Source organism: Streptomyces pluripotens, from assembly GCF_000802245.2.
Classification (GTDB): domain Bacteria; phylum Actinomycetota; class Actinomycetes; order Streptomycetales; family Streptomycetaceae; genus Streptomyces; species Streptomyces pluripotens.
The window spans coordinates 6,650,118-6,671,555 of record NZ_CP021080.1; the positions used below are offsets into that span (position 1 = coordinate 6,650,118).

Annotated in this window: 1 protein-coding gene and 1 pseudogene; both read left to right on the top strand. The window is 73.7% G+C overall.

Annotated elements, in window-relative coordinates:
* Positions 1–16: 16 nt before the first annotated feature.
* A complete protein-coding gene (locus LK06_RS29420; RefSeq protein WP_086083557.1) occupies positions 17–15,967 on the top strand; it encodes a type I polyketide synthase in 15,951 nt (5,316 codons plus the stop codon).
* 1 nt (position 15,968) lies between these two features.
* Positions 15,969–21,425: pseudogene (locus tag LK06_RS29425) on the top strand (type I polyketide synthase); the annotation flags it as partial.
* Positions 21,426–21,438 lie beyond the last annotated feature (13 nt).

The window sequence follows — 21,438 nt, forward strand, 5'->3', positions numbered from 1 at the left end:
CAGGGAAGGATTCCGCGTGGCAAACGAGGACAAACTCCGAGAGTATCTCCGGCGCGCACTGGCCGAGGCACAGAACGCGCAACGCAGGCTGGCCGAGATCGAACAGGCCCAACGCGAGCCCGTCGCCATCGTGGGCATGGCCTGCCGCTACCCCGGTGGGGTTAGCACGCCCGAGCAGTTGTGGGAGATGTTGGTCGCCGGCCGGGACGGGATCTCCGGTTTTCCCACCGACCGCGGCTGGGACCTGGCCGGACTCCCCGTGGGGCTGGGCGGGTTCGTCGCCGACGCGGGCGACTTCGACCCCGGGTTCTTCGGGATCTCCCCGCGTGAGGCGCTGGCGATGGACCCGCAGCAACGGCTGCTGCTGGAGACGACCTGGGAAGCGTTCGAAAGCGCCGGGATCGATCCGTTGGCCGTGCGCGGCAGTCGCACGGGCGTGTTCGCCGGGGTGATGTACCACGACTACGCGACGCTGATGGACAGCGTGCCCGAGGAACTGGAAGGTTTCATCGGCAACGGGAACGCCGCCAGCATCGCTACCGGCCGGGTCGCTTACACCTTCGGTTTCGAGGGACCCGCGGTCACCGTGGACACGGCGTGTTCCTCCTCGCTGGTGGCTCTGCACCTGGCGGTGCAGTCGCTGCGCTCTGGTGAGTCCACCCTGGCGTTGGCCGGTGGTGTGACGATCATGTCCACTCCCGGCACGTACGTGGAGTTCGACCGGCTCGGCGGGTTGGCCGCCGACGGTCGGTGCAAGGCGTTCTCCGCCGATGCCGACGGCACCGGGTGGTCGGAAGGCATCGGGATGCTGGTGCTGGAGCGGCTGTCCGATGCGCAGCGCAACAACCATCCGGTGCTCGCCGTGGTGCGTGGTTCGGCGGTCAACCAGGACGGTGCGTCCAACGGTCTGACCGCCCCCAATGGCCAGGCACAGCGCCGGGTCATCGTCGAGGCGCTGACCAACGCGGCACTGTCCCCTTCGGATGTCGACCTGATCGAGGCGCATGGCACCGGGACCTCGCTGGGCGACCCGATCGAGGCGCAGGCGCTGTTGGCTGCTTACGGTGCTGATCGTGATCGCCCGTTGTGGCTGGGGTCGGTGAAGTCGAACATTGGGCACACCCAGGCTGCTGCGGGTGTCGCGGGTGTGATCAAGGTGGTGCAGGCGATGCGGCACGGGGTGTTGCCGCGCACCCTGCACGTCGGTGAACCGACCCGGCATGTGGACTGGTCGGCTGGTTCGGTGCGGCTGTTGACGGAGGCGGTTGAGTGGCCGGATGGCGGGGTTCGTCGTGCGGCTGTGTCGGCGTTCGGGGTTAGCGGTACCAATGCGCATGTGATTGTGGAAGAGGCTCCTGTGTCTTTGGTGGTGGGGGAGGGGGCGGGGTTGGGTGTGGTGCCGGTGCCGGTGCCGGTGCCGGTGCCGGTGCCGGTGGTGGTGTCGGGGCGTGGTGTGGGGGGTTTGGCTGGGCAGGCGGCTCGGTTGGGGGAGTTTGTTGGGGCTGATGGTGGGTTGTCGGTGTGGGGGGTGGCGCGTGCGGCGGCGTTGTCTCGTGCTGCTTTGGAGTGGCGTGGTGTGGTGGTGGCTGGTGATCGGGGTGAGTTGTTGGCTGGGTTGGAGGCGTTGGCGGAGGGTCGGTCGGGTGTGGTGAGTGGTGTGGTGGGTGGGGGTGGGTTGACGGGGTTTTTGTTTTCTGGTCAGGGGTCTCAGTGGTCGGGTATGGGTGGGGAGTTGGCGGGGTGTTATCCGGTGTTTGCGGAGGTGTTTGCGGATGTTTGTGGGCGGTTGGAGGGGGTGTTGGGTTGTGAGGTGCGTGGGGTGGTTGCTGGTGGGGGTGAGCGGTTGGATGAGACGTTGTTTGCTCAGTGTGGGTTGTTTGCGTTTGAGGTTGCGTTGTTTCGGTTGTTGGAGTCTTTTGGTGTGGGTGTGGATTTTGTGGTGGGGCATTCGGTGGGTGAGGTGGCTGCGGCGCATGTGGCGGGGGTGTTGTCGTTGGATGATGCGGTGGTGTTGGTGTGTGCTCGTGCGGGGTTGATGCAGGAGTTGGCGCCGGGTGGGGCGATGCTTGCGGTGGGTGCTGGTGAGGCTGAGGTTGCTGGGTTGTTGGGTGTGGTGGGGGGTGGGGTTTCGGTTGCGGCGGTTAATGGGGTGCGGTCTGTGGTGGTGTCTGGTGATGGTGCTGCTATTGATGTGTTTGCTGGGTTGGTGGGTGAGCGGGGGTGGCGTTGTACGCGGTTGCGGGTGAGTCATGGTTTTCATTCGTCGTTGGTGGAGCCGGTGTTGGAGCGGTTTGGTGAGGCTATTTCTGGTGTGGTTTTTTCTGTTCCGCGTTTGGGGTTTGTTTCTACGGTGGAGGTGGGTGCGGAGCCGACGTCGGTGGATTATTGGGTGCGTAATGTTCGGGAGACGGTTCGTTTTGCTGATGCTGTGGGGTGTTTGTCTGCGCAGGGTGTGACGAGGTTTGTGGAGGTTGGGCCGGATGCTGTGTTGTCGGCTGCGGGGCCGGAGTGTTTGTCCGAGGGTGTGGACGCGGTGTTCGTTCCGTTGGTGCGTCGTGGTCGGTCCGAGGTGCGTGCTCTGGCTGAGGGGTTGGGGCGGTTTCATGTGCATGGCGGTACGGTTGATTGGGCCCGGTATCTACCGGCTGCCGAGCCGGTCGACCTGCCCACCTACGCCTTCCAACACCGCCGCTACTGGCTGCAGTCGTCCTCCGGCGGCAACCTCGGCGCCGTCGGCCTGCTCCCGGCGGGCAGCCCGCTGCTCGGCGCGGCCACCGCGCTGGCCGGCTCCGATGCCTACCTGCTCACCGGCCGGCTGTCGGTGGCGTCCCAGCCTTGGCTGGCCGACCACCGAGTCTTAGGCGCGATCGTGCTGCCCGGGGCGGCCTTCGTGGAACTGGCTGTGCAGGCCGCCGACCGGGTCGGCTGCGACCGGGTCGAGGAACTCGTTCTGCGGGCGCCACTCGTACTCACCGACACCGGTGCGGTCCGGCTGCAGCTGGCCGTCCGCGAGGCCCAGGACTCCGGCCGCCGCACCATCGAGGTCTACGCACTGGCCGAGGACGCGTCCGCGGATGAGCCGTGGACGCTGCATGCCACCGGCACCCTCGCCGCCGGCCCGGACGAACCCGTTGCCGCGGAAGAGACCTGGCCACCGCGGGACGCCACCCCGCTGACCGCAGACACCGCCTACGCCGAACTCGCCGCCCGTGGCCTGGACTACGGCCCGGCGTTCCGGGGACTGCGCGCGGCCTGGCGGCGCGGCGCGGACGTCCTCGCCGAGGTCGCACTGCCGGGCGAACACCGCGACCGGGCTGCAGGGTTCGCCCTGCACCCCGCACTGCTGGACGCGGCCCTGCACGCGCTCGCCCTCACCGATGACACCGGTACCGCGCGGTTGCCCTTCTCCTGGGCCGGCATCCGGGTGCACGCCGCCGGAGCGTCCGCCGTACGGGTCCGGCTCACGCCCACCGGCGAGGGCACCGTTGCGTTGGACCTGTTCGACGCCACCGGTTCTCCGGTCGCCTCCGTTGCTTCACTCACGCTGCGCGCCGCCACCGGCCGACCCACCCGGGTGCCCCGCGACTCACTGTTCCGGCTGGACTGGGACACCTCCCCGACCCCAGCCGAACCGGTCACCGGCCCGTGGGCGCTTTCCGGCACCCTACCGGTCGGCCTGGCCACCGACTTGCGCGCCGCCGGGGTCATCCCCATCGGCCAAGGCGACGACGGCGCCGCCGAGGTGACCGCGTTGGCCGTTCCAGCGGGGCGGCCTGCGGAGCAGGTCACCTCCGCCGTGCTGCGACAGGTACAGGACTGGCTGGCCGTCAGCGCCGCGCCGGCCCGGTTGCTCGTGGTCACCACCGGGGCGATCGCCACCGAGCCCGCCGACCACCCGGCCGATCCGGGTGGCGCGGCGGTGTGGGGGCTGCTCCGCGCCGCGCAGGCCGAGCAGCCGGAGCGGATCGTGCTGGCCGACCTCGACGACACCACCGAATCCCGCCGCGCCCTGCCCGCCGCGCTGGCCACCGGGCAACCCCAGCTGGCGCTGCGCGGCGGCACGCTGCTCACCCCCCGGCTGGTCAAGCCCGCGCTGGTACCACCCGCGGACCCGCACTGGCGGCTGGCCGTCACCCGTCCGGGCACCCTGGACAACCTCGCGCTGCTACCCGCCCCGGCCGCTGTCGCCCCACTGGAACCGGGCCAGGTGCGCATCGCGGTGCGCGCCGCCGGGCTGAACTTCCGCGACGTACTCATCGCCCTGGGCATGTATCCCGGTGAGGTGGCTCTCGGCGGCGAGGGCGCAGGGGTGGTCACCGAGGTGGCCGCTGACATCACCGACCTTGCCCCTGGCACCCCGGTCACCGGGCTGTTCGCAGACGCGTTCGCCCCGGTCGCGGTGGCCGAGCGGGCCGCCGTGGCACCGATCCCGGAAGGCTGGACGTTCGAGCAGGCAGCCGCCGTGCCGATCGCACACCTCACCGCCCGCCTCGGCCTGGTGGAACTCGCCGGACTGCGGACCGGCGAGTCGGTGCTGATCCACTCCGCGGCCGGCGGCGTCGGCATGGCCGCCGTGCAACTGGCCCGGCACCTCGGCGCCGAGGTCTACGGCACGGCCAGTCCTAGCAAGTGGCAGGTGCTGCGCGACCTCGGCCTGGACGACGCGCACATCGCCTCCTCCCGCGACACCGACTTCGCAGCGGCGTTCGGCCCGGTCGACGTGGTGCTCAACTCGCTGTCCGGCGAGTTCGTCGACGCCTCGGTGGGACTGTTGCGCCCCGGCGGCAGATTCCTGGAGATGGGCAAGACCGACCTGCGCGATGCGACCGGCTTCCCGGACATCGACTACCGGCCGTTCGACCTCATGCAACTGCCGCCGCACGAGATGCAGCGGTTGCTGACCGCGGTGCTGGAGCTGTTCGCCGCGGGCGTGCTGACCGTGCCACCGCCGTCGGTGTGGCCGGTCGCCCGTGCCACGGACGCGTTCCGGTACCTCAGCCAGGCCCGGCACACCGGCAAACTGGTGCTCACCCTGCCCCGCCGGCCCGACCCCCAGGGCACCGTACTGGTCACCGGTGGCACCGGCACCCTCGGCGGGCTGGTCGCCCGGCACCTGGTGCGCGAGCACGGCATCCGGCACCTGGTGCTCACCGGCCGTCGCGGCAGTGCCCCCGCATTGGCCGCCGAACTCACCGAACTCGGCGCCGAGGTACGCGTGGCGGCCTGCGACGTGGCCGACCGGGACGCGCTGGCTGCGCTGCTGGCCGGTATCCCCGCCGAACACCCGCTCACCGCCGTGGTGCACGCCGCCGGGGTCGCAGACGACGGGCTGTTCACCGAGCTGACCCCGGAGCGCCTGGCCGCGGTACTGCGGCCCAAGGTGGCCGCCGCGGCCCACCTGGACGAGCTGACCCGCGGCTACGACCTGGCCGCGTTCGTACTGTTCTCCTCGGCCACCGGCACCCTGGGCGGCCCCGGCCAGGCCAACTACGCCGCCGCCAACGCCTGCCTGGACGCGCTGGCCGGCCAGCGGCGCGCCGCCGGACTGCCCGCCCAGTCGCTGGCCTGGGGCCTGTGGGCCCCGCCCAGCGGCCTCACCAGCGGACTGTCCCCGTCGGACCTCGCCAGGATGGCCCGCGCCGGAGTGCAGGCGCTCTCCGCCGAGGAGGCGCTGGCACTCTTCGACGCGGCCCTGGCCATGGACGACCCGGTCCTGGTGCCGGCCAAGGTCCGGTTGCGCACCGCTGATCCGGCGTTGCTGCCACCACTGCTGCGCGGCCTGGTCCGCGCCCCCCGGCGGCGGGCCGTCGCAGCGACCGGCCCCGGTACGTCCACCCGTCCGGCCGAGATGACCGCCGAGGAGGTGCTGGCACTGGTGCGCGCCGAGGCCGCTGCCGTCCTCGGCCACGCCGAGGGCGGCGCCATCGACCCGCAGGCGGAGTTCCGCGCGCTGGGCGTGGACTCGCTGTCCGCGGTGGAACTGCGCAACCGGCTCACCGCGGCCACCGGCACCGCCCTGCCGGCCACCCTGGTGTTCGACTACCCGACCCCCGCCGCGCTGGCCGGGTACCTGCACCAGGGACAGACCGAGGACACGGCCCCGGCCGCACGTCCCCCGGCGCGCACCGCCGCGGCCACCGACGAGCCCATCGCGATCGTCGGCATGGCCTGCCGGTTCCCGCCGGAGATCACCTCCCCGGAACAGCTGTGGCGGTTCCTGCTCGACGGCGGAGACGGCATCACCGGGTTCCCCGCCGACCGGGGCTGGGACCTGGACTCGCTGTTCGACCCAGACCCCGACCGGCCGGGGACCTCCTACACCCGGCACGGCGGATTCCTGCGCGACGCCGCCGGCTTCGACGCGGAGTTCTTCGGCATCAACCCGCGCGAGGCGCTTGCCACCGATCCACAGCAGCGGCTGCTGCTGGAAACCTCCTGGGAGACCTTCGAACGCGCCGGGATCGACCCGGCCTCGGTACGCGGCAGCCGGACCGGCGTGTACGTCGGCGTGATGCGCCAGGACTACGGGCCGATGCTGCACCACACCGCGGAGGGTGTGGAGGGCTACCGGCTCACCGGCAGCGCGGCCAGCGTCGCCTCCGGCCGGCTCGCCTACGCGTTCGGCCTGGAAGGCCCCGCGCTGACCGTGGACACGGCCTGCTCGTCCTCGCTGGTGGCGCTGCACCTGGCCGCCGAGGCGCTGCGCCGCGGCGAGTGCGACCTTGCCCTGGCCGGCGGCGCCACCGTCATGGCCACGCCCGGGCTGTTCGTGGAGTTCTCCCGGCAGCGCGGCCTGGCCCCCGACGGGCGGTGCAAGTCGTTCTCCGCCACAGCCGACGGCACCTCGTGGTCGGAAGGCGCCGGGATGCTGCTGGTGGAGCGGCTGTCCGACGCACGCGCGGGCGGACACCCGGTGCTGGCCGTGGTGCGCGGATCCGCGGTCAACTCCGACGGCGCGTCCAACGGTCTGACCGCCCCCAACGGCCCGTCCCAGCAGCGGGTGATCCGCACCGCGCTGGCCGCGGCCGGGCTGTCCGCGCAGGACGTGGACGCGGTGGAGGCACACGGCACCGGCACCACCCTGGGCGACCCCATCGAGGCCCAGGCCCTGCTGGCCACCTACGGCCGAGACCGGGACGGCGAGCCGCTGTGGCTCGGCTCGGTCAAGTCCAACATCGGGCACACCCAGGCCGCCTCCGGCGTCGCCGGGATCATCAAGACGGTCCTGGCCCTCCGGGAAGGGGTGCTGCCGCGCACGCTGCACGTCGGCGAACCCAGCCCGCACGTGGATTGGGACTCCGGGGCGGTGTCCCTGCTGACCGGACCACGATCCTGGCCGGAGACCGGCCGGGCCCGCCGTGCCGCGGTGTCCTCGTTCGGGGTCAGCGGCACCAACGCGCACATCATCATCGAGCAGGCCCCGGCCGAGGCACCCGCGGTGGCGCCGACCCGCCCCGTGCTGCCGCTGCCGGTCATGGTGTCCGCACGCACCGAACCAGCGTTGCGCGAGCAGGCCGCCCGGCTGCTGGCCCATCTCGGTGAGCATCCGGACGTCCCACCCGCGGTGCTGGCACACTCGCTGCTGACCACTCGTGCCGTGCACCCCCACCGGGCGGCGGTGCTGGCCGATCCGGCGGCCGGGCTCGGGGCCCTCGCCGAGGGCCTCCCCGACGTGGACGTGGCCACCGGCTTCGCCGCCGATGCCGGGAAACTGGCCTTTCTCTTCCCCGGCCAGGGCTCCCAGCGCCTCGGCTCGGGGCACGAACTGGCCGCGGAGTTCCCGGCGTACGCTGCGGCCTTCGACGAGGTCTGCGCCGCACTCGACCCGCACCTGCCCCGGCCGCTGCGCGCGGTGCTGTTCGCCGCCGAGGGCAGCCCCGAGGCCGAACTGCTCGACCGCACCGACTTCACCCAGGCCGCGCTGTTCGCCGTCGAGGTCGCCATGGTCCGGCTCGTGGAGAGCTGGGGCCTGCGACCGGACCTGGTGGCCGGTCACTCGGTGGGCGAGATCGTCGCCGCGCACGTCGCCGGGGCGCTGACCCTGCCCGACGCCGCCGCACTGGTCGCCGCACGCGGCAGGCTGATGGCGCGGGCCACCCCGGGCGGCGCGATGGTCGCCATCCAGGCCACCGAGGCCGAAGTTGCCCCGGCGCTGGCCGAGCGCGCCGGGCAGGTGCGGCTGGCCGCGGTCAACGGACCCAACTCGGTGGTGGTGTCCGGGGACGCGGACGCGGTCGCCGAGATCGGTGCACATTGGCGTGAACGAGGGCGCCGTATCGCCCAGTTGAGGGTCAGCATGGCTCCGCACTCTCCGCATGTGGACGGCATCCTGGCCGCGTACCGGCAGGTCGTCACCGGCATCTCGTTCACCGCACCGCGGCTGCCGGTCGTGTCCACGGTGACCGGGGCACCGCTGTCGGAGCGGGAGATCACCGATCCCGAGCACTGGGTGGCCAACGTCCGGGACGGGGTGCGGTTCCTGCCCGCGGTGCGCACCCTGACCGACGCCGGGGCCACCGCATTCGTCGAGATCGGCCCGGCCTCGGTGCTGACCACGATGGCCCGCGACTGCCTGCCCGGAACCGGCCCCGAACCGGGACCGGGAACCCAACCCGCCGTCGACCGGGTCGTGCTGCCCACCTTGCGCGACGGCCGGGACGAGGTCCCGGCCCTGCTGGACACGATGGCCCGGCTGCACGTGCACGGCATCTCCCCGGACTGGGCGGCAGTCACCGAAGGCCGCGCGCCGGCGCCGGTCCCGCTGCCCACCTACCCGTTCCAGCACCGCCGGTTCTGGCTGGCCGGCGAGAGAGCCGGAGACGCCGGCGCGGTCGGTTCCGGCCCCGCCGGGCACCCGCTGCTCGGCCCGGCCGTCGCGCTGGCCGACGGCGGCGGGGTGCTGTTCACCGGGTGGCTGTCCCTCACCACCCAGCCGTGGCTGGCCGACCACGCGGTGGCCGGAGGCGTCGTGGTGCCGGGCACCGCGTTCGTCGAAATCGTCGCCCGCGCCGCGGACGAACTGGGCTGCGGCCGGATCACCGAACTGACCCTGGGCGCACCGCTGGTGCTACCCGAGCAGGGCGGCGCAGCGGTGCAACTGGTGCTCGGTTCGCCCGACGAACAGGGCCGCCGTGCAGCGACCCTGTACTCACGGGCCGAGGCGGGCACCACCGACGAGCCCTGGACCCAGCACGCCGCCGGGACCGTCGAGCCTCAGGTCGGCGCCGCTCCGGCGCAGGGCGACTGGCCACCGGCCGAGGAGACCGGGCCCGAGGTGGGCGAGCTGTACCGGTTGCTGGCCGACCGCGGCCTGGTCTACGGACCGGTGTTCCGCGGGCTGCGTGCGGCCTGGCGGCGGGACACCGCTGCCGGCACCGAGGTGCTCGCCGAGGTCGAACTGCCCGCCCCGGCCGAACCCGGCGGCTTCGGTGTGCACCCGGCACTGCTGGACGCCGCGCTGCACGCGCTGGCCACCGAGCCCGAGACGGACACGGCCGCTGTGCCGTTCACCTGGGCCGGGGTGACCGTCTGGCAGCCCGGCGCCGAAACCCTGCGGGTGCGGCTGACGCCGGTCGACGGCGGCGTTGCGATCGCCGCGTTCGACGGCCACGGCGCACCGGTGCTCAGCGTGGACTGCCTGACACTGCGCCCGATCCCGGCCACGCTGCACACCGCGGAGACCGGCACCGAGGCGCTGTACACGGTGGACTACAAGCCCGTGCCGGCCGGCACCGACGGACCCGAGCCCACCGGCCTCGGTGCGGACTTCGACCTCGCCGCGGTGACCGACCCCGGTGAGTGGCTGCTGGTCGCCCTGCCCGCCGCCGGGGACGACCCGGCGTCGATCGCCACCACCACCCACCGGGTGCTGGCACTGCTGCGCGAGTTCCTGGCCCAGGAGCGGTTCGCCGACAGCACGCTGGTGCTGCGTACCTCCGGCGGCACCAACGGCACCGACCTCGGCGCCGCGGCCGTGTGGGGCCTGGTCCGCTCGGCCCAGTCGGAGAACCCCGGGCGGATCGTGCTGCTGGACAGCGACGGCACCGTACCCGACCCCGTCGCGCTGGCCACCCGCGAGCCCCAGCTGACCGTTCGCGACGGCGCGGTGCTCGTGCCGCGACTGGTCCGCGGCACCGCCGGTGAGCCCGCCGCGTGGCACCCCGAGGGAACCGTGCTGATCACCGGCGGCACTGGTGCGCTCGGCTCGGTGCTGGCCCGACACCTGGCCGCCGAGCACGGCGTGCGCCACCTGCTGCTCACCAGCCGGCGCGGTCCCGGCACCCCGGGCGCCGCCGAACTGGTCGCCGATCTCGCCGCGCTCGGCGCCACCGCCAAGGTGGCGGCCTGCGACGTGGCCGACCGGGATGCGCTGGCCGGGCTGCTGGCCGGTATCCCCGCCGAACACCCGCTCACCGCCGTGGTGCACGCCGCCGGGGTGCTGGACGACGGGATGCTCGCCGCGCAGACCCTGGAGCGCGTCGACCGGGTGTTCAGACCCAAGGTGGATGCCGCGCTGCACCTGCACGAGCTGACCCGCGGATACGATCTGTCCGCGTTCGTACTCTTCTCCTCGGCCGCCGGCATCCTGGGCAGCCCAGGGCAGAGCAACTACGCCGCGGCCAACGCGGTGCTGGACGGTCTGGCCGCCCGGCGTCGCGCGGCCGGCCTCCCCGCCGTGTCGCTGGCCTGGGGCCTGTGGGCCGGTGCCGGCGGCATGGGGGAGACCGTGGACGGCGCCGCCGGCCGGCGCATCGAACGGCTGGGTGTGGTGCCGCTCGACCCGGCCGAGGGGATGCGACTGTTCGACGCCGCCGTCCCCGGCCGGACCGCACTGGCCGTCCCGGTCCGGCTGAACCTGGCTGCGCTGCGCGAGCAGGCCCGCACCGTACCGCCGGCCCCGGTGCTGCGCGGCCTGGTCCGCGCCCCGGCCCGCCGCGTCGCGGGCACCGGCGCGCTGGCGGTCGCGTTCGCCGGGCTCGACGAGGCCGCCCGCGGCAGGCTGGTGCGCGACACGGTGCGCACCGCGGTGGCTGCCGCCCTCGGCCACGACGGCGCGGCCGGACTGGGCGACCGGCGCGCCTTCACCGACCTCGGCTTCGACTCGCTGACCTCGGTGGAACTGCGCAACCGGCTGGCGGCCGGTACCGGACTGCAACTGCCCGCCACGCTGGCCTTCGACCATCCGAGCATCGCCGCCACCGCCGAGTACCTGCTGGGCCGGCTCACCGCGGCCGCCGCCCCGGCACGTACCGAACCCCGTCGTACCGGCCCGGCCGACGAGCCCATCGCCATCGTCGGCATGGCCTGCCGCTACCCGGGCGGGGTGCGTTCCCCGGAAGACCTGTGGCGGCTGGTGACCAGGGACGGCGACGCCGTCTCACCGTTCCCCACCGACCGCGGCTGGGACACCGAACGGCTCTACGACCCCGACCCCGACCGGGCCGGCCACACCTATCTGACCGCCGGCGGTTTCCTGCACGACGCGGCCGAGTTCGACGCCGCACTGTTCGGGATCTCGCCGCGCGAGGCGCTGGCGATGGACCCGCAGCAGCGGCTGCTGCTGGAGACGTCCTGGGAGGCGCTGGAACGCACCGGCATTGACCCGCTGTCGCTGCGGGACACCGACACCGGCGTGTTCACCGGCGTCATGTACCACGACTACGCCACCCGGCTGCCCAGCACACCGCAGGACGTGGAGGGCTACCTCGGCGCGGGCACCGCGGGCAGCGTCGCATCCGGCCGCGTCGCCTACGCTTTCGGCCTACAGGGCCCGGCGGTCACCGTGGACACCGCCTGCTCCTCCTCGCTGGTCACCCTGCACCTGGCGGCGCAGGCGCTGCGTGCGGGCGAGTGCTCGCTGGCGCTCGCCGGCGGCGCGACGGTGATGTCCACACCGGGCACCTTCATCGAGTTCTCCCGGCAGCGTGGCCTGGCCGCCGACGGCCGGGTGAAGGCGTTCTCCGCGGACGCGGACGGCACCGTCTGGTCCGAGGGTGCCGGGGTGCTGGTGGTGGAACGGCTGTCCGACGCGCGCCGCAACGGCCACCGGGTCCTCGGTGTGCTGCGCGGGTCCGCGGTCAACTCCGACGGCGCGTCCAACGGGTTGACCGCACCCAACGGCCCCTCGCAGGAGCGGGTGATCCGCACCGCGCTGGCCGCCGCGCACCTGTCCCCCTCGGACGTCGACCTGGTGGAGGCGCACGGCACCGGAACCGCGCTGGGCGACCCGATCGAGGCGCAGGCGTTGCTGGAGACCTATGGCCGGGGTCGTGCGGACGACCCGCTGTGGCTCGGTTCGGTCAAGTCCAACATCGGGCACACCCAGGCTGCCGCCGGGGCGGCCGGGGTGATCAAAGCGGTGCTGGCGCTGCGACACGGGCTGCTGCCGCGCACCCTCCACGTGGGCCAACCGACCCCGCACGTGGACTGGTCGGCCGGCGGGGTACGGCTGCTCACCGAGGCGCAGCCCTGGCCGGAACGCGACCGGCCGCGCCGGGCCGCGGTGTCCTCGTTCGGCATCAGCGGCACCAACGCGCACGTGATCATCGAGCAGGCTCCCGAGATCCCGGACCCACAACCGGCGCCCCCGCGCGTGGTGCCGGTGCCACTGTCCGGCAACACCGAGGCCGCGTTGCGTGCCCAGGCCGGCCGGCTGCACAGCTGGCTGGCCGCCGAGCCGGACGCCGGACTGGTCGAGCTGGCCGCTGCCCTGACCACCGGGCGCTCCTCGCTCACCCATCGCGCCGTGGTGGTAGCGGCCGATCGCGAGGACCTGCTCGCCGGGCTGACCGCGCTGGCCGCCGGTCACGCCGCACCGCACCTGGCCACCGGAACCGCTGGGGCCGCCGGCCGCACGGTGTTCGTGTTCCCGGGTCAGGGTGCGCAGTGGGCGGGGATGGCGGTGGAGTTGCTGGAGTCTTCGGCGGTGTTCGCGGCGCGGATGGCGGAGTGTGCTTCGGCGCTGGGTGAGTTCGTGGACTGGTCGCTGCTGGGTGTGTTGCGTGGTGAGGCTGGTGAGCCGGCGTTGGACCGGGTCGATGTGGTGCAGCCGGTGTCCTTCGCGGTGATGGTGTCGCTGGCGGCGTTGTGGCGGTCGTTCGGGGTCGAACCCGATGCGGTGGTCGGTCATTCGCAGGGTGAGATCGCGGCGGCCTGTGTGGCGGGCGCACTGTCCCTGCGCGACGCCGCGAAGGTGGTCTGCGTGCGCAGCAGGCTGATCGCCGAGGAACTGACCGGTCACGGCGGCATGGTGTCGGTGGCGCTGTCCCCCGACGAGGTGACCGGCCTGCTGCCCGCCGGCGGCGGGGTGACCGTCGCCGCGGTCAACGGCTCCTCCTCCACGGTGGTCTCCGGCGACTGCGCGGCCCTGGACCAACTGCTGGCCGACTGCGCCGAGCGTGCGGTACGGACCCGCCGTATCCCGGTGGACTACGCCTCGCACTCCGCGCAAGTGGAACGCATCGAGACGCGACTGATCGAAGCCCTCGCCGGGGTGCAGCCGCAGGCGGCACAGGTACCGATGTTCTCCACGGTCACCGCCGACTGGGCAGACCCGGATGGGCTGGACGCCGGCTACTGGTACCGCAACCTGCGCCAGACCGTCCGCTTCGAACAGGCCGTACGCGCCCTCGCCGAGCAGGGCCACCGTGGGTTCGTCGAGGTCAGCCCCCACCCGGTACTGGCGCCCGGGATCGATCAGACGCTGGACGAGGTCACCCTCGTCGGGACGCTGCGCCGCGACGAGGGCGGCCTCGACCGGTTCCTGCTCTCCGCCGCCGAGGCGCAGGTCGCCGGGCTCCCGGTGCGGCTGGCCACCGCCTTCGACGGTCCGCGCCCGGCACCGGTGGACCTGCCGACCTACGCCTTCCAGCGGAAGCGCTACTGGCTGGCCGCCCCGGAGCGCACCGGCACCGACGCGGCGGACGGAGCGTTCTGGACGGCCGTCGACGGCGCCGACCCGGACGACCCGAAGGCGTTGGCCGACCTGCTCGGCGTGCCGGCCGAACCGCTCGCCGAGGTACTGCCCGGACTGGCAGCCTGGCGCGCCGACCGAGAGGCGGCCGCCACCACCGACGGCTGGCGCTACAGCGTGGGCTGGCGGCCGGCCGAGGCAGCCGAGCCGACGCTGAGCGGCGATTGGCTGGTGGTCAGTCCGGACGGGCGGGCCCTGGCCGAGGACTGCGCCGCCGTACTCACCCGCGCCGGGGCCGAGGCCCGCGTACTCGGCCCGGACGCCCTGCCCGCCGCACTGGCCGGGGCCAGCGCGGTGCGCGGGGTCGTCTCCCTGCTGGGCCTGGCCGAGGGCCCCCACCCGGAGCAGCCCGCGGTGCCCGCCGCAGTGGCCGCCACCCTGGAGCTGGTGCGCGCCCTGGCCGACACCGACACCGGTGCCGTGCTGTGGCTGGTCACCACCGGTGCGGTCGCCACCACTCCGGCCGACTGGCTGCCACACCCCGAACAGGCCATGCTCTGGGGCCTGGGCCGGACCCTCGCACTGGAACACCCGAAATTGTTCGGCGGCATCGTCGACCTGCCCCAGGACCCGACCCTCGGGCTGGACCGACTGCCCGCGCTGCTGGCAGGCACCGAGGACCAGGTCGCCGTGCGCGCCACCGGGGTACTGGTGCCGCGGCTGGCGCACGCCCCGTTGCGCGGGCGCACCCCGGCCCGTCGGTGGCAGCCCACCGGCACCGTGCTGGTCACCGACGGCCTCGGCCCGATGGGCCTGCCGGCGGCCCGCTGGTTGGCCGGCAACGGTGCGCAGGCACTGGTGCTCACCACGGACGACCCGGCCGCCACCGCACCGGACGACCTCGGCGTTCCGGTCACCTTGAGTACCTGTGACCCGGCCGACGAGACCGCGCTGGCCGAACTGCTCGCCGGGATCCCGGCGGACACGCCGCTGACGGCGGTGGTGCACGCCGCAGGCACGCTGCGCTCCGGCCCGCTGGCCGGCACCGATCTCTCCGAGGTCGCCGCCACCATCGACACCAAGGTGCGCGGCGCGGCCAACCTGGACCGGCTCACCGGCGAACTGGACGCGTTCGTGCTGTTCTCCTCCATCGCAGGGACCTGGGGCGGCAGCGAACAGGGCGCGTTCGCCGCGGCCAACGCCTACCTCGACGCGCTGGCACAACACCGGCACGCCCGCGGTCTGCCCGCCACCGCCATCGCCTGGGGCCCCTGGCAGGGCGCCGGGCTCGGCGCGGCGGACGCCGACACCGAGGCCCGGCGTCGCGAACAGCTACGCCGCCGCGGCGTGCTGGCGCTGGCCCCGCAACAGGCGCTCGCGGCGATGGCCGACGCGGTGCGGCACGCCGACACCACGGTGACCGTGGCGGACGTGGACTGGGCCGTCTTCGCACCGGCGTTCACCGCCGCCCGGCCCAGCCCACTGCTGGGCGAACTGCCCGAGGTGCGCGACAGCCTCGCCGAGGTCACCGATGAACCCGCCGGGTCCGGGACGGCCACCCGACTCGGCTCACTGCCCGAGGCCGACCAGCAGCGCGAACTCATCGAGCTGGTGCGCCGGGAGGTCGCCGCCGTCCTCGGCCACGACGACCCGGAGACACTGCCCACCGGGCGGCCGTTCACCGACCTCGGGTTCGACTCGCTGGCCGCGGTGAACCTGCGCAACCGGCTCGGTGCGGCCACGGGCGTGCGGCTCGCGGCCACCGCGGTGTTCGACCACCCCACACCCGCCGGACTCGCCGATCACTTGCGCAGGCAGCTGGTGGTGCCCGCCGCGGCGGCCATCGGCTCGCTGGACGAGGAGCTCGACCGGTTGGCCGGAGTGCTGGCCGAGGTGTCCGGCGAGGACGACCGGCGGCGCGCGCTGACCCGGCTGCAGGGCCTGGTCGGCCGGCTGAGCCCGCACGCGGACGACGACCGCGGATCGGTCACCGAGCAGCTGGGGGCCGCCAGCGACGAAGAGATCTTCCGGTTCATCGACTCGGAGTTGAGCTGATATGAGTGATGTCAACCGTCTCCGCGACTATCTGCGCAAGGTCACCGTGGACCTGCACGAGGCCCGACAGCGGTTGCGCGAGTACGAGCAGCGTGACGCCGAGCCGGTGGCCATCATCGGCATGGCCTGCCGTTTCCCGGGAGGCATCGCCTCCCCCGAGGACCTGTGGGAAGTGGTGGCCTCCGGCCGCGACGTGATGTCGGCCTTCCCCACCAACCGCGGCTGGCCACTGGACCGTCTCTACGACCCCGATCCGGACCGGCCCGGCACCACCTACGTCAAGGAGGCCGGCTTCCTGCACGACGTGGCCGACTTCGACGCCACGTTCTTCGGGATCTCGCCGCGCGAGGCGCTGGCCATGGACCCGCAGCAACGGCTGCTGTTGGAGACCTCCTGGGAGGCGCTGGAGCACGCCGGCTTGGACCCGTTGTCGCTGCGCGGCAGCCAAACCGGCGTGTTCGTCGGCAGTGGCGCTCAGGACTACGGGATGCTCGCCGCGCAGGCCGCCGAGGACCTGGAGGGCTATCTGCTGACCGGCAACGCGATCAGCGTGCTGTCCGGGCGGCTGTCCTACACCCTTGGGTTGGAGGGCCCCGCACTGTCCGTGGACACCGCCTGCTCGGCCTCGCTGGTCGCCCTGCACTTGGCGTGCCGGTCGCTGGCCCGTGGCGAGTGCTCGCTGGCGCTGGCCGGAGGAGCGTCGGTGCTGTCCACCCCGGCCGGGTTCGTGGAGCTGTCCCGACAGCGCGGCCTGGCCCCCGACGGCCGCGCCAAGGCCTTCGCCGAGGCCGCCGACGGCACCGCCTGGTCCGAGGGGGCCGGGGTGCTGGTGGTGGAGCGGCTGTCCGACGCGCGCCGCAACGGTCACCGCGTACTGGCCGTGGTGCGCGGCACGGCAGTGAACCAGGACGGCGCGTCCAACGGGCTGACCGCACCCAACGGGCCCGCCCAGGAACGGGTCATCCGCGCCGCACTGGCCGACGCAGGCCTGGCCGCCGCCGACATCGACGCGGTCGAGGCGCATGGAACCGGCACCGCGCTGGGCGACCCGATCGAGGCCAATGCGCTGCTGGCCACCTACGGCCGCAACCGGCCCGCCGACCGCCCGCTGTGGCTGGGCTCGCTGAAATCCAACATGGGCCACGCCGGCGCTGCCGCCGGCGTCGGCGGCGTGATCAAGACGGTGATGGCGCTGCGCGGCAACCATCTGCCGCGCACCCTGCACGTGGACGCCCCCACCTCCAAGGCCGACTTCTCCTCCGGTGCGGTGGCGTTGCTGACCGAGCCCCAGCCGTGGCCGGAGACCGGCCGCCCGCGCCGCGCCGGGGTCTCCGCGTTCGGCATCAGCGGCACCAATGCGCACGTACTGCTGGAGCAGGCCGACGAGTTCGCCGCGCCCGAACCGGTGCCGGATCGCTCCGCCGCCGACCGGACCACCATGGACGTCCCCTCCGCTCCGGACGTCCCCTCCGCTCCGGACGTCCCCTCCGCTCCGGATGGCGTCCCCACCCCGGCCGGTCCGGTGCCCCTGGCGGTGTCCGGCCGTACCCGTGAGGCGCTGCGCGCCCAGGCCGAACGGCTGCTGCCCCTGGTGCGGCGCGGCACCCCGCTACCTGACCTCGCCGCGGCGCTACTGCACTCCCGCTCCACCCTCGAACACCGCGCCGTGGTCGTCGCCGACGCTCCGGACACCACTACCGAGGCCCTGCTCGCCCTGGCCGAGGGACGTCCGTACGACGCCGTGCTCAGCGCCACCGCCGCCCCCACCGACCAAGTGGTTTTCGTGTTCCCCGGCCAGGGCTCGCAGTGGGCGGGCATGGCAGCCGAACTACTCGACTCCGCCCCGGTGTTCGCCGCGCACCTGGCCGAGTGCGACAGTGCGGCCCGCGCCTTCGTGGACTGGTCCATCTCCGACGTGCTGCGCGGCACACCCGGCGCGCCCGCCATGGAGCGCATCGAGATCCTGCAACCGGTGCTGTTCGCAGTGATGGTGTCGCTGGCCGAGCTGTGGCGTTCCTACGGCCTCACCCCGGCCGCGGTGGTCGGCAGCAGCCAGGGCGAGATAGCCGCCGCCTACACCGCGGGGGCGCTGTCCCTGCACGATGCGCTGAAGATCGTGGTGCTGCGCAGCCGGCTGTTCGCCGAAGAACTACGCGGCAATGGTGCGGTGGTGTCGGTGGCCGCGCCGGAGCAACAGGTCCGCGCCCGGCTGGCAGCCCAGGGCGATGCGCTGCACATCGGCGGCGTCAACGGTCCGGCCGCGGTCACCGTGGTCGGTGCGCTGGCCGAACTGGAGCGGTTCGTCGCCGAGGCCACCGCCGACGGGCTGCGTGCCCGGCTGGTGGGATCCACCGTCGCCTCGCACTGCGACCAGGTGGACCCGCTGCGCGAACGCATCGTGGACATGTTCGCCGATGTGCGGCCCACCTCCACCGCGGTGCCGTTCTGCTCCACCGTCACCGGCGCCTTCACCGACACCAGCACCCTGGGCGCGCAGTACTGGTTCGACAACGCCCGCCACCCGGTCTCCTTCGACCCGGCCGTGCGGACCCTGCTGGCCGCCGGGTTACGGTTCTTCGTCGAAGTCAGTCCGCACCCGGTGCTGGTCACCGCGGTGCAGGACATCGCCGAGGACACCGGGGCCGACGTCAGCGTGGTCGGTTCGCTGCGCCGCGACCAGGGCGGTCTGGAACGGTTCCTGCGCTCGGTGGCCGACGCCCACACCCGCGGCGCCCCGGTCGACCTCGGCACCGCCCTGGCCGGCCGGGACACCGCCTGGGTGGACCTGCCCACCTACCCCTTCCAGCGGCAGCGCTACTGGGCCGAGCCCGACCCCGCCGCCGTGCCCACCTCGGCCGACCCGGTGGAGTCCGGCTTCTGGGAAGCGGTGGAGAACGCCGATCTGGCCGGCCTCACCGAAGCCCTGGAGCTGGACCCCGAACCCCTCGCCGCGGTGTTGCCCGCGCTGTCGGCCTGGCGGCGGCAGCGCCGCGAGCAGTCAGTCGTGGACTCCTGGCGCTACGCGCTGGACTGGCAGATGGTGTCCGATCCGGCGAGTGCCCGGCTGTCCGGTGACTGGCTGGTCGCCGTGCCACCCGGGCACACCGGACCGGAACCCGACGCGCTGGCCCGGCACGGCGCCCGGGTGATCAGGGTCGAGGTCACCGCCGGTCCGCCGGCCACGGACATCCTGCGCGCCGCGCTGGCTGGTGTGCGACCCAGGGGTGTGGTCGCACTGTTGGGCTGGCCGGCCGCCGTGTCCCTGGTTCGCGCTCTGCTGGAGCTGGGCGCGGAGGCGCCGCTCTGGTTCACCACCACGGCAGTGGTGGCGCTGGACACCGAGCCGGACGGCGACCCGGACCAGGCCGCGCTGTGGGGCCTGGCCCCGACCGTGTCCCTGGAGCATCCCGGCCTCACCGGCGGCATCGTCGACCTGCCCAGCCAGCCCGACGAACGGGCGCTGACGCGCTGGTGCGCGGCGCTGTCCGGGCGGACCGGCGAGGAGCAACTGGCCGTCCGCCCGGCCGGTTTGTTCGCGCGCCGCCTGGTGCGCAGCCCACTAACCGCGCTGACCGGTGCCGCCTGGCGGCCCACCGGCACCACCCTGGTCACCGGTGCGGACACCGCCGTCGGCGCGGCCGTGGCCCACGCGCTGGCCGTCGAGGGCGCCCCGGCGCTGCTGCTGACCGTCGGCCCCGACGGCGCGGTGGCCGAGGAGGCCACCGCCGGGCTGCGCGAACTGGGCACCGAGACCCACACCGTCGCCTGCGACCTGACCGACCGCGAGGCGGTCGCCGCGCTGCTGGCCGAACTGCCCGCAGGGCAGCCGCTCACCGCCGTGGTGCACACCGCCGTGCCGCTCACCGAGGCGCCGCTGAGCACGCTCGACGGTGCCTCCGCCGAGGCCGCGCTGCGCTCCGGCGTCGCTGCCGCCTGGCATCTGCACGAGCTCACCCGGGACGCCCCGCTCACCGCGTTCGTGCTGTTCTCCTCCCTCTCCGGCACGTTCGGCGGTGTCGGCCAGGCCGCCTACGCGGCGGCCACCGCTGCGCTGGACGCGCTGGCCGAGCACCGGGCCGCGGCCGGGCTGCCTGCCCTCTCGGTGGCCTGGGCACCCTGGGCCGACCCGGACGACACCACAGGTGCGGCAGCCACCCGTCGCGAACGGCTGGCCGGCCGTGGCATCGGGGTGCTCGACGAGCACCGCGCCCTCGCCGCGCTCGACGACGCGCTCACCGCGGGAGACACCCGCTTGCTGGTGGCCGAGGTGGACTGGCCGCGGTTCCGCGGCGCGTACACCCTCACCGGCCCCCGCCCGCTGATCGCCGGCTTCACCCCCGACCGCGGTCACCGCGAGGCCGTCGGCCCGGCAACCCCGGACGCCGGCGAACTGGCCGCGCTGCCCGCCGCCGAGCGGTTCGGCGCGCTGCTGGCCGCGATCACCGGACAGGCCGCGGCCGTCCTGGGCTTCCCGGACGGCTCCGCGATCGACCCCGCCCGCCGGTTCCTGGAACACGGCTTCGATTCCCTGACCACCCTGGAACTGCGTAACCGGCTCTCGGCGGTTACCGGGGTACGGCTGACCGCGGCCACCTTGTTCGAGCACGACACCCCCGAGGCGCTGGCCCGGCACCTGCAGGGGGAGCTCGGCCCGGGCCCGGCGGACGCCACCGCGGCCGGACCCGGCTTGTACGGGGCCCTCCACCGGCAGGCGGCCGAAGCCGGGAAAACCGGCGAGTTCGTCGAACTGCTCGGCGCCGCCGCCAGGCTGCGCACCACCTTCGGCTCCGTCGAGGAGGCCGGCACGCTGCCCGGACCGGTGGAACTGACCGTGCACGAGGAGGGCCCGGTGCTGGTGTGTCTGCCCACCGTGCTGGCCACCTCCGGCCCGCACCAGTACGCCCGGTTCGCCGCTGGGCTGCACGACCGGCGCGCGGTCTCGGCCATCACGCTGCCCGGCTACCTCGACGGCGAACCACTGCCCGCCGACCGCTCTGCCGCACTTGAGGCCGCCACCCATCAGGTGCAGGCCGCGGCGGGGGAGCGGCCGGTGGTGCTGGTCGGCTACTCGTCGGGTGGCTTGCTGGCCAACGGTGTCGCCGCCCGGTTGGCGGCGCACGGCCGTCCGGCCGCCGGACTGGTGCTCATCGACACCTTCGTGTTCGGCCCCGAGCTGACCACCACCGGGGCCGCGCTGTTCGAGCAGATGTTTGCACGGCTGGTCGAAAGCGGTGCGGTCACCGATGCCCGGCTCACCGCGATGGGCGGCTATCTGCGGCTGCTCACCGACTGGGAACCCGTCGACTCCGCGACGGCGCTCCTGGTGGCCCGCAGCACCGAGCCGCTCGCCGGATTCGACCACCCACCGGCCACCTGGGCCTACCCGCACGACGCGGTGGAGTTGGCCGGCGACCACTTCACCGTCCTCGAAGAACACGCCGACCGTACTGCCCAGGCGGTGCACGAGTGGT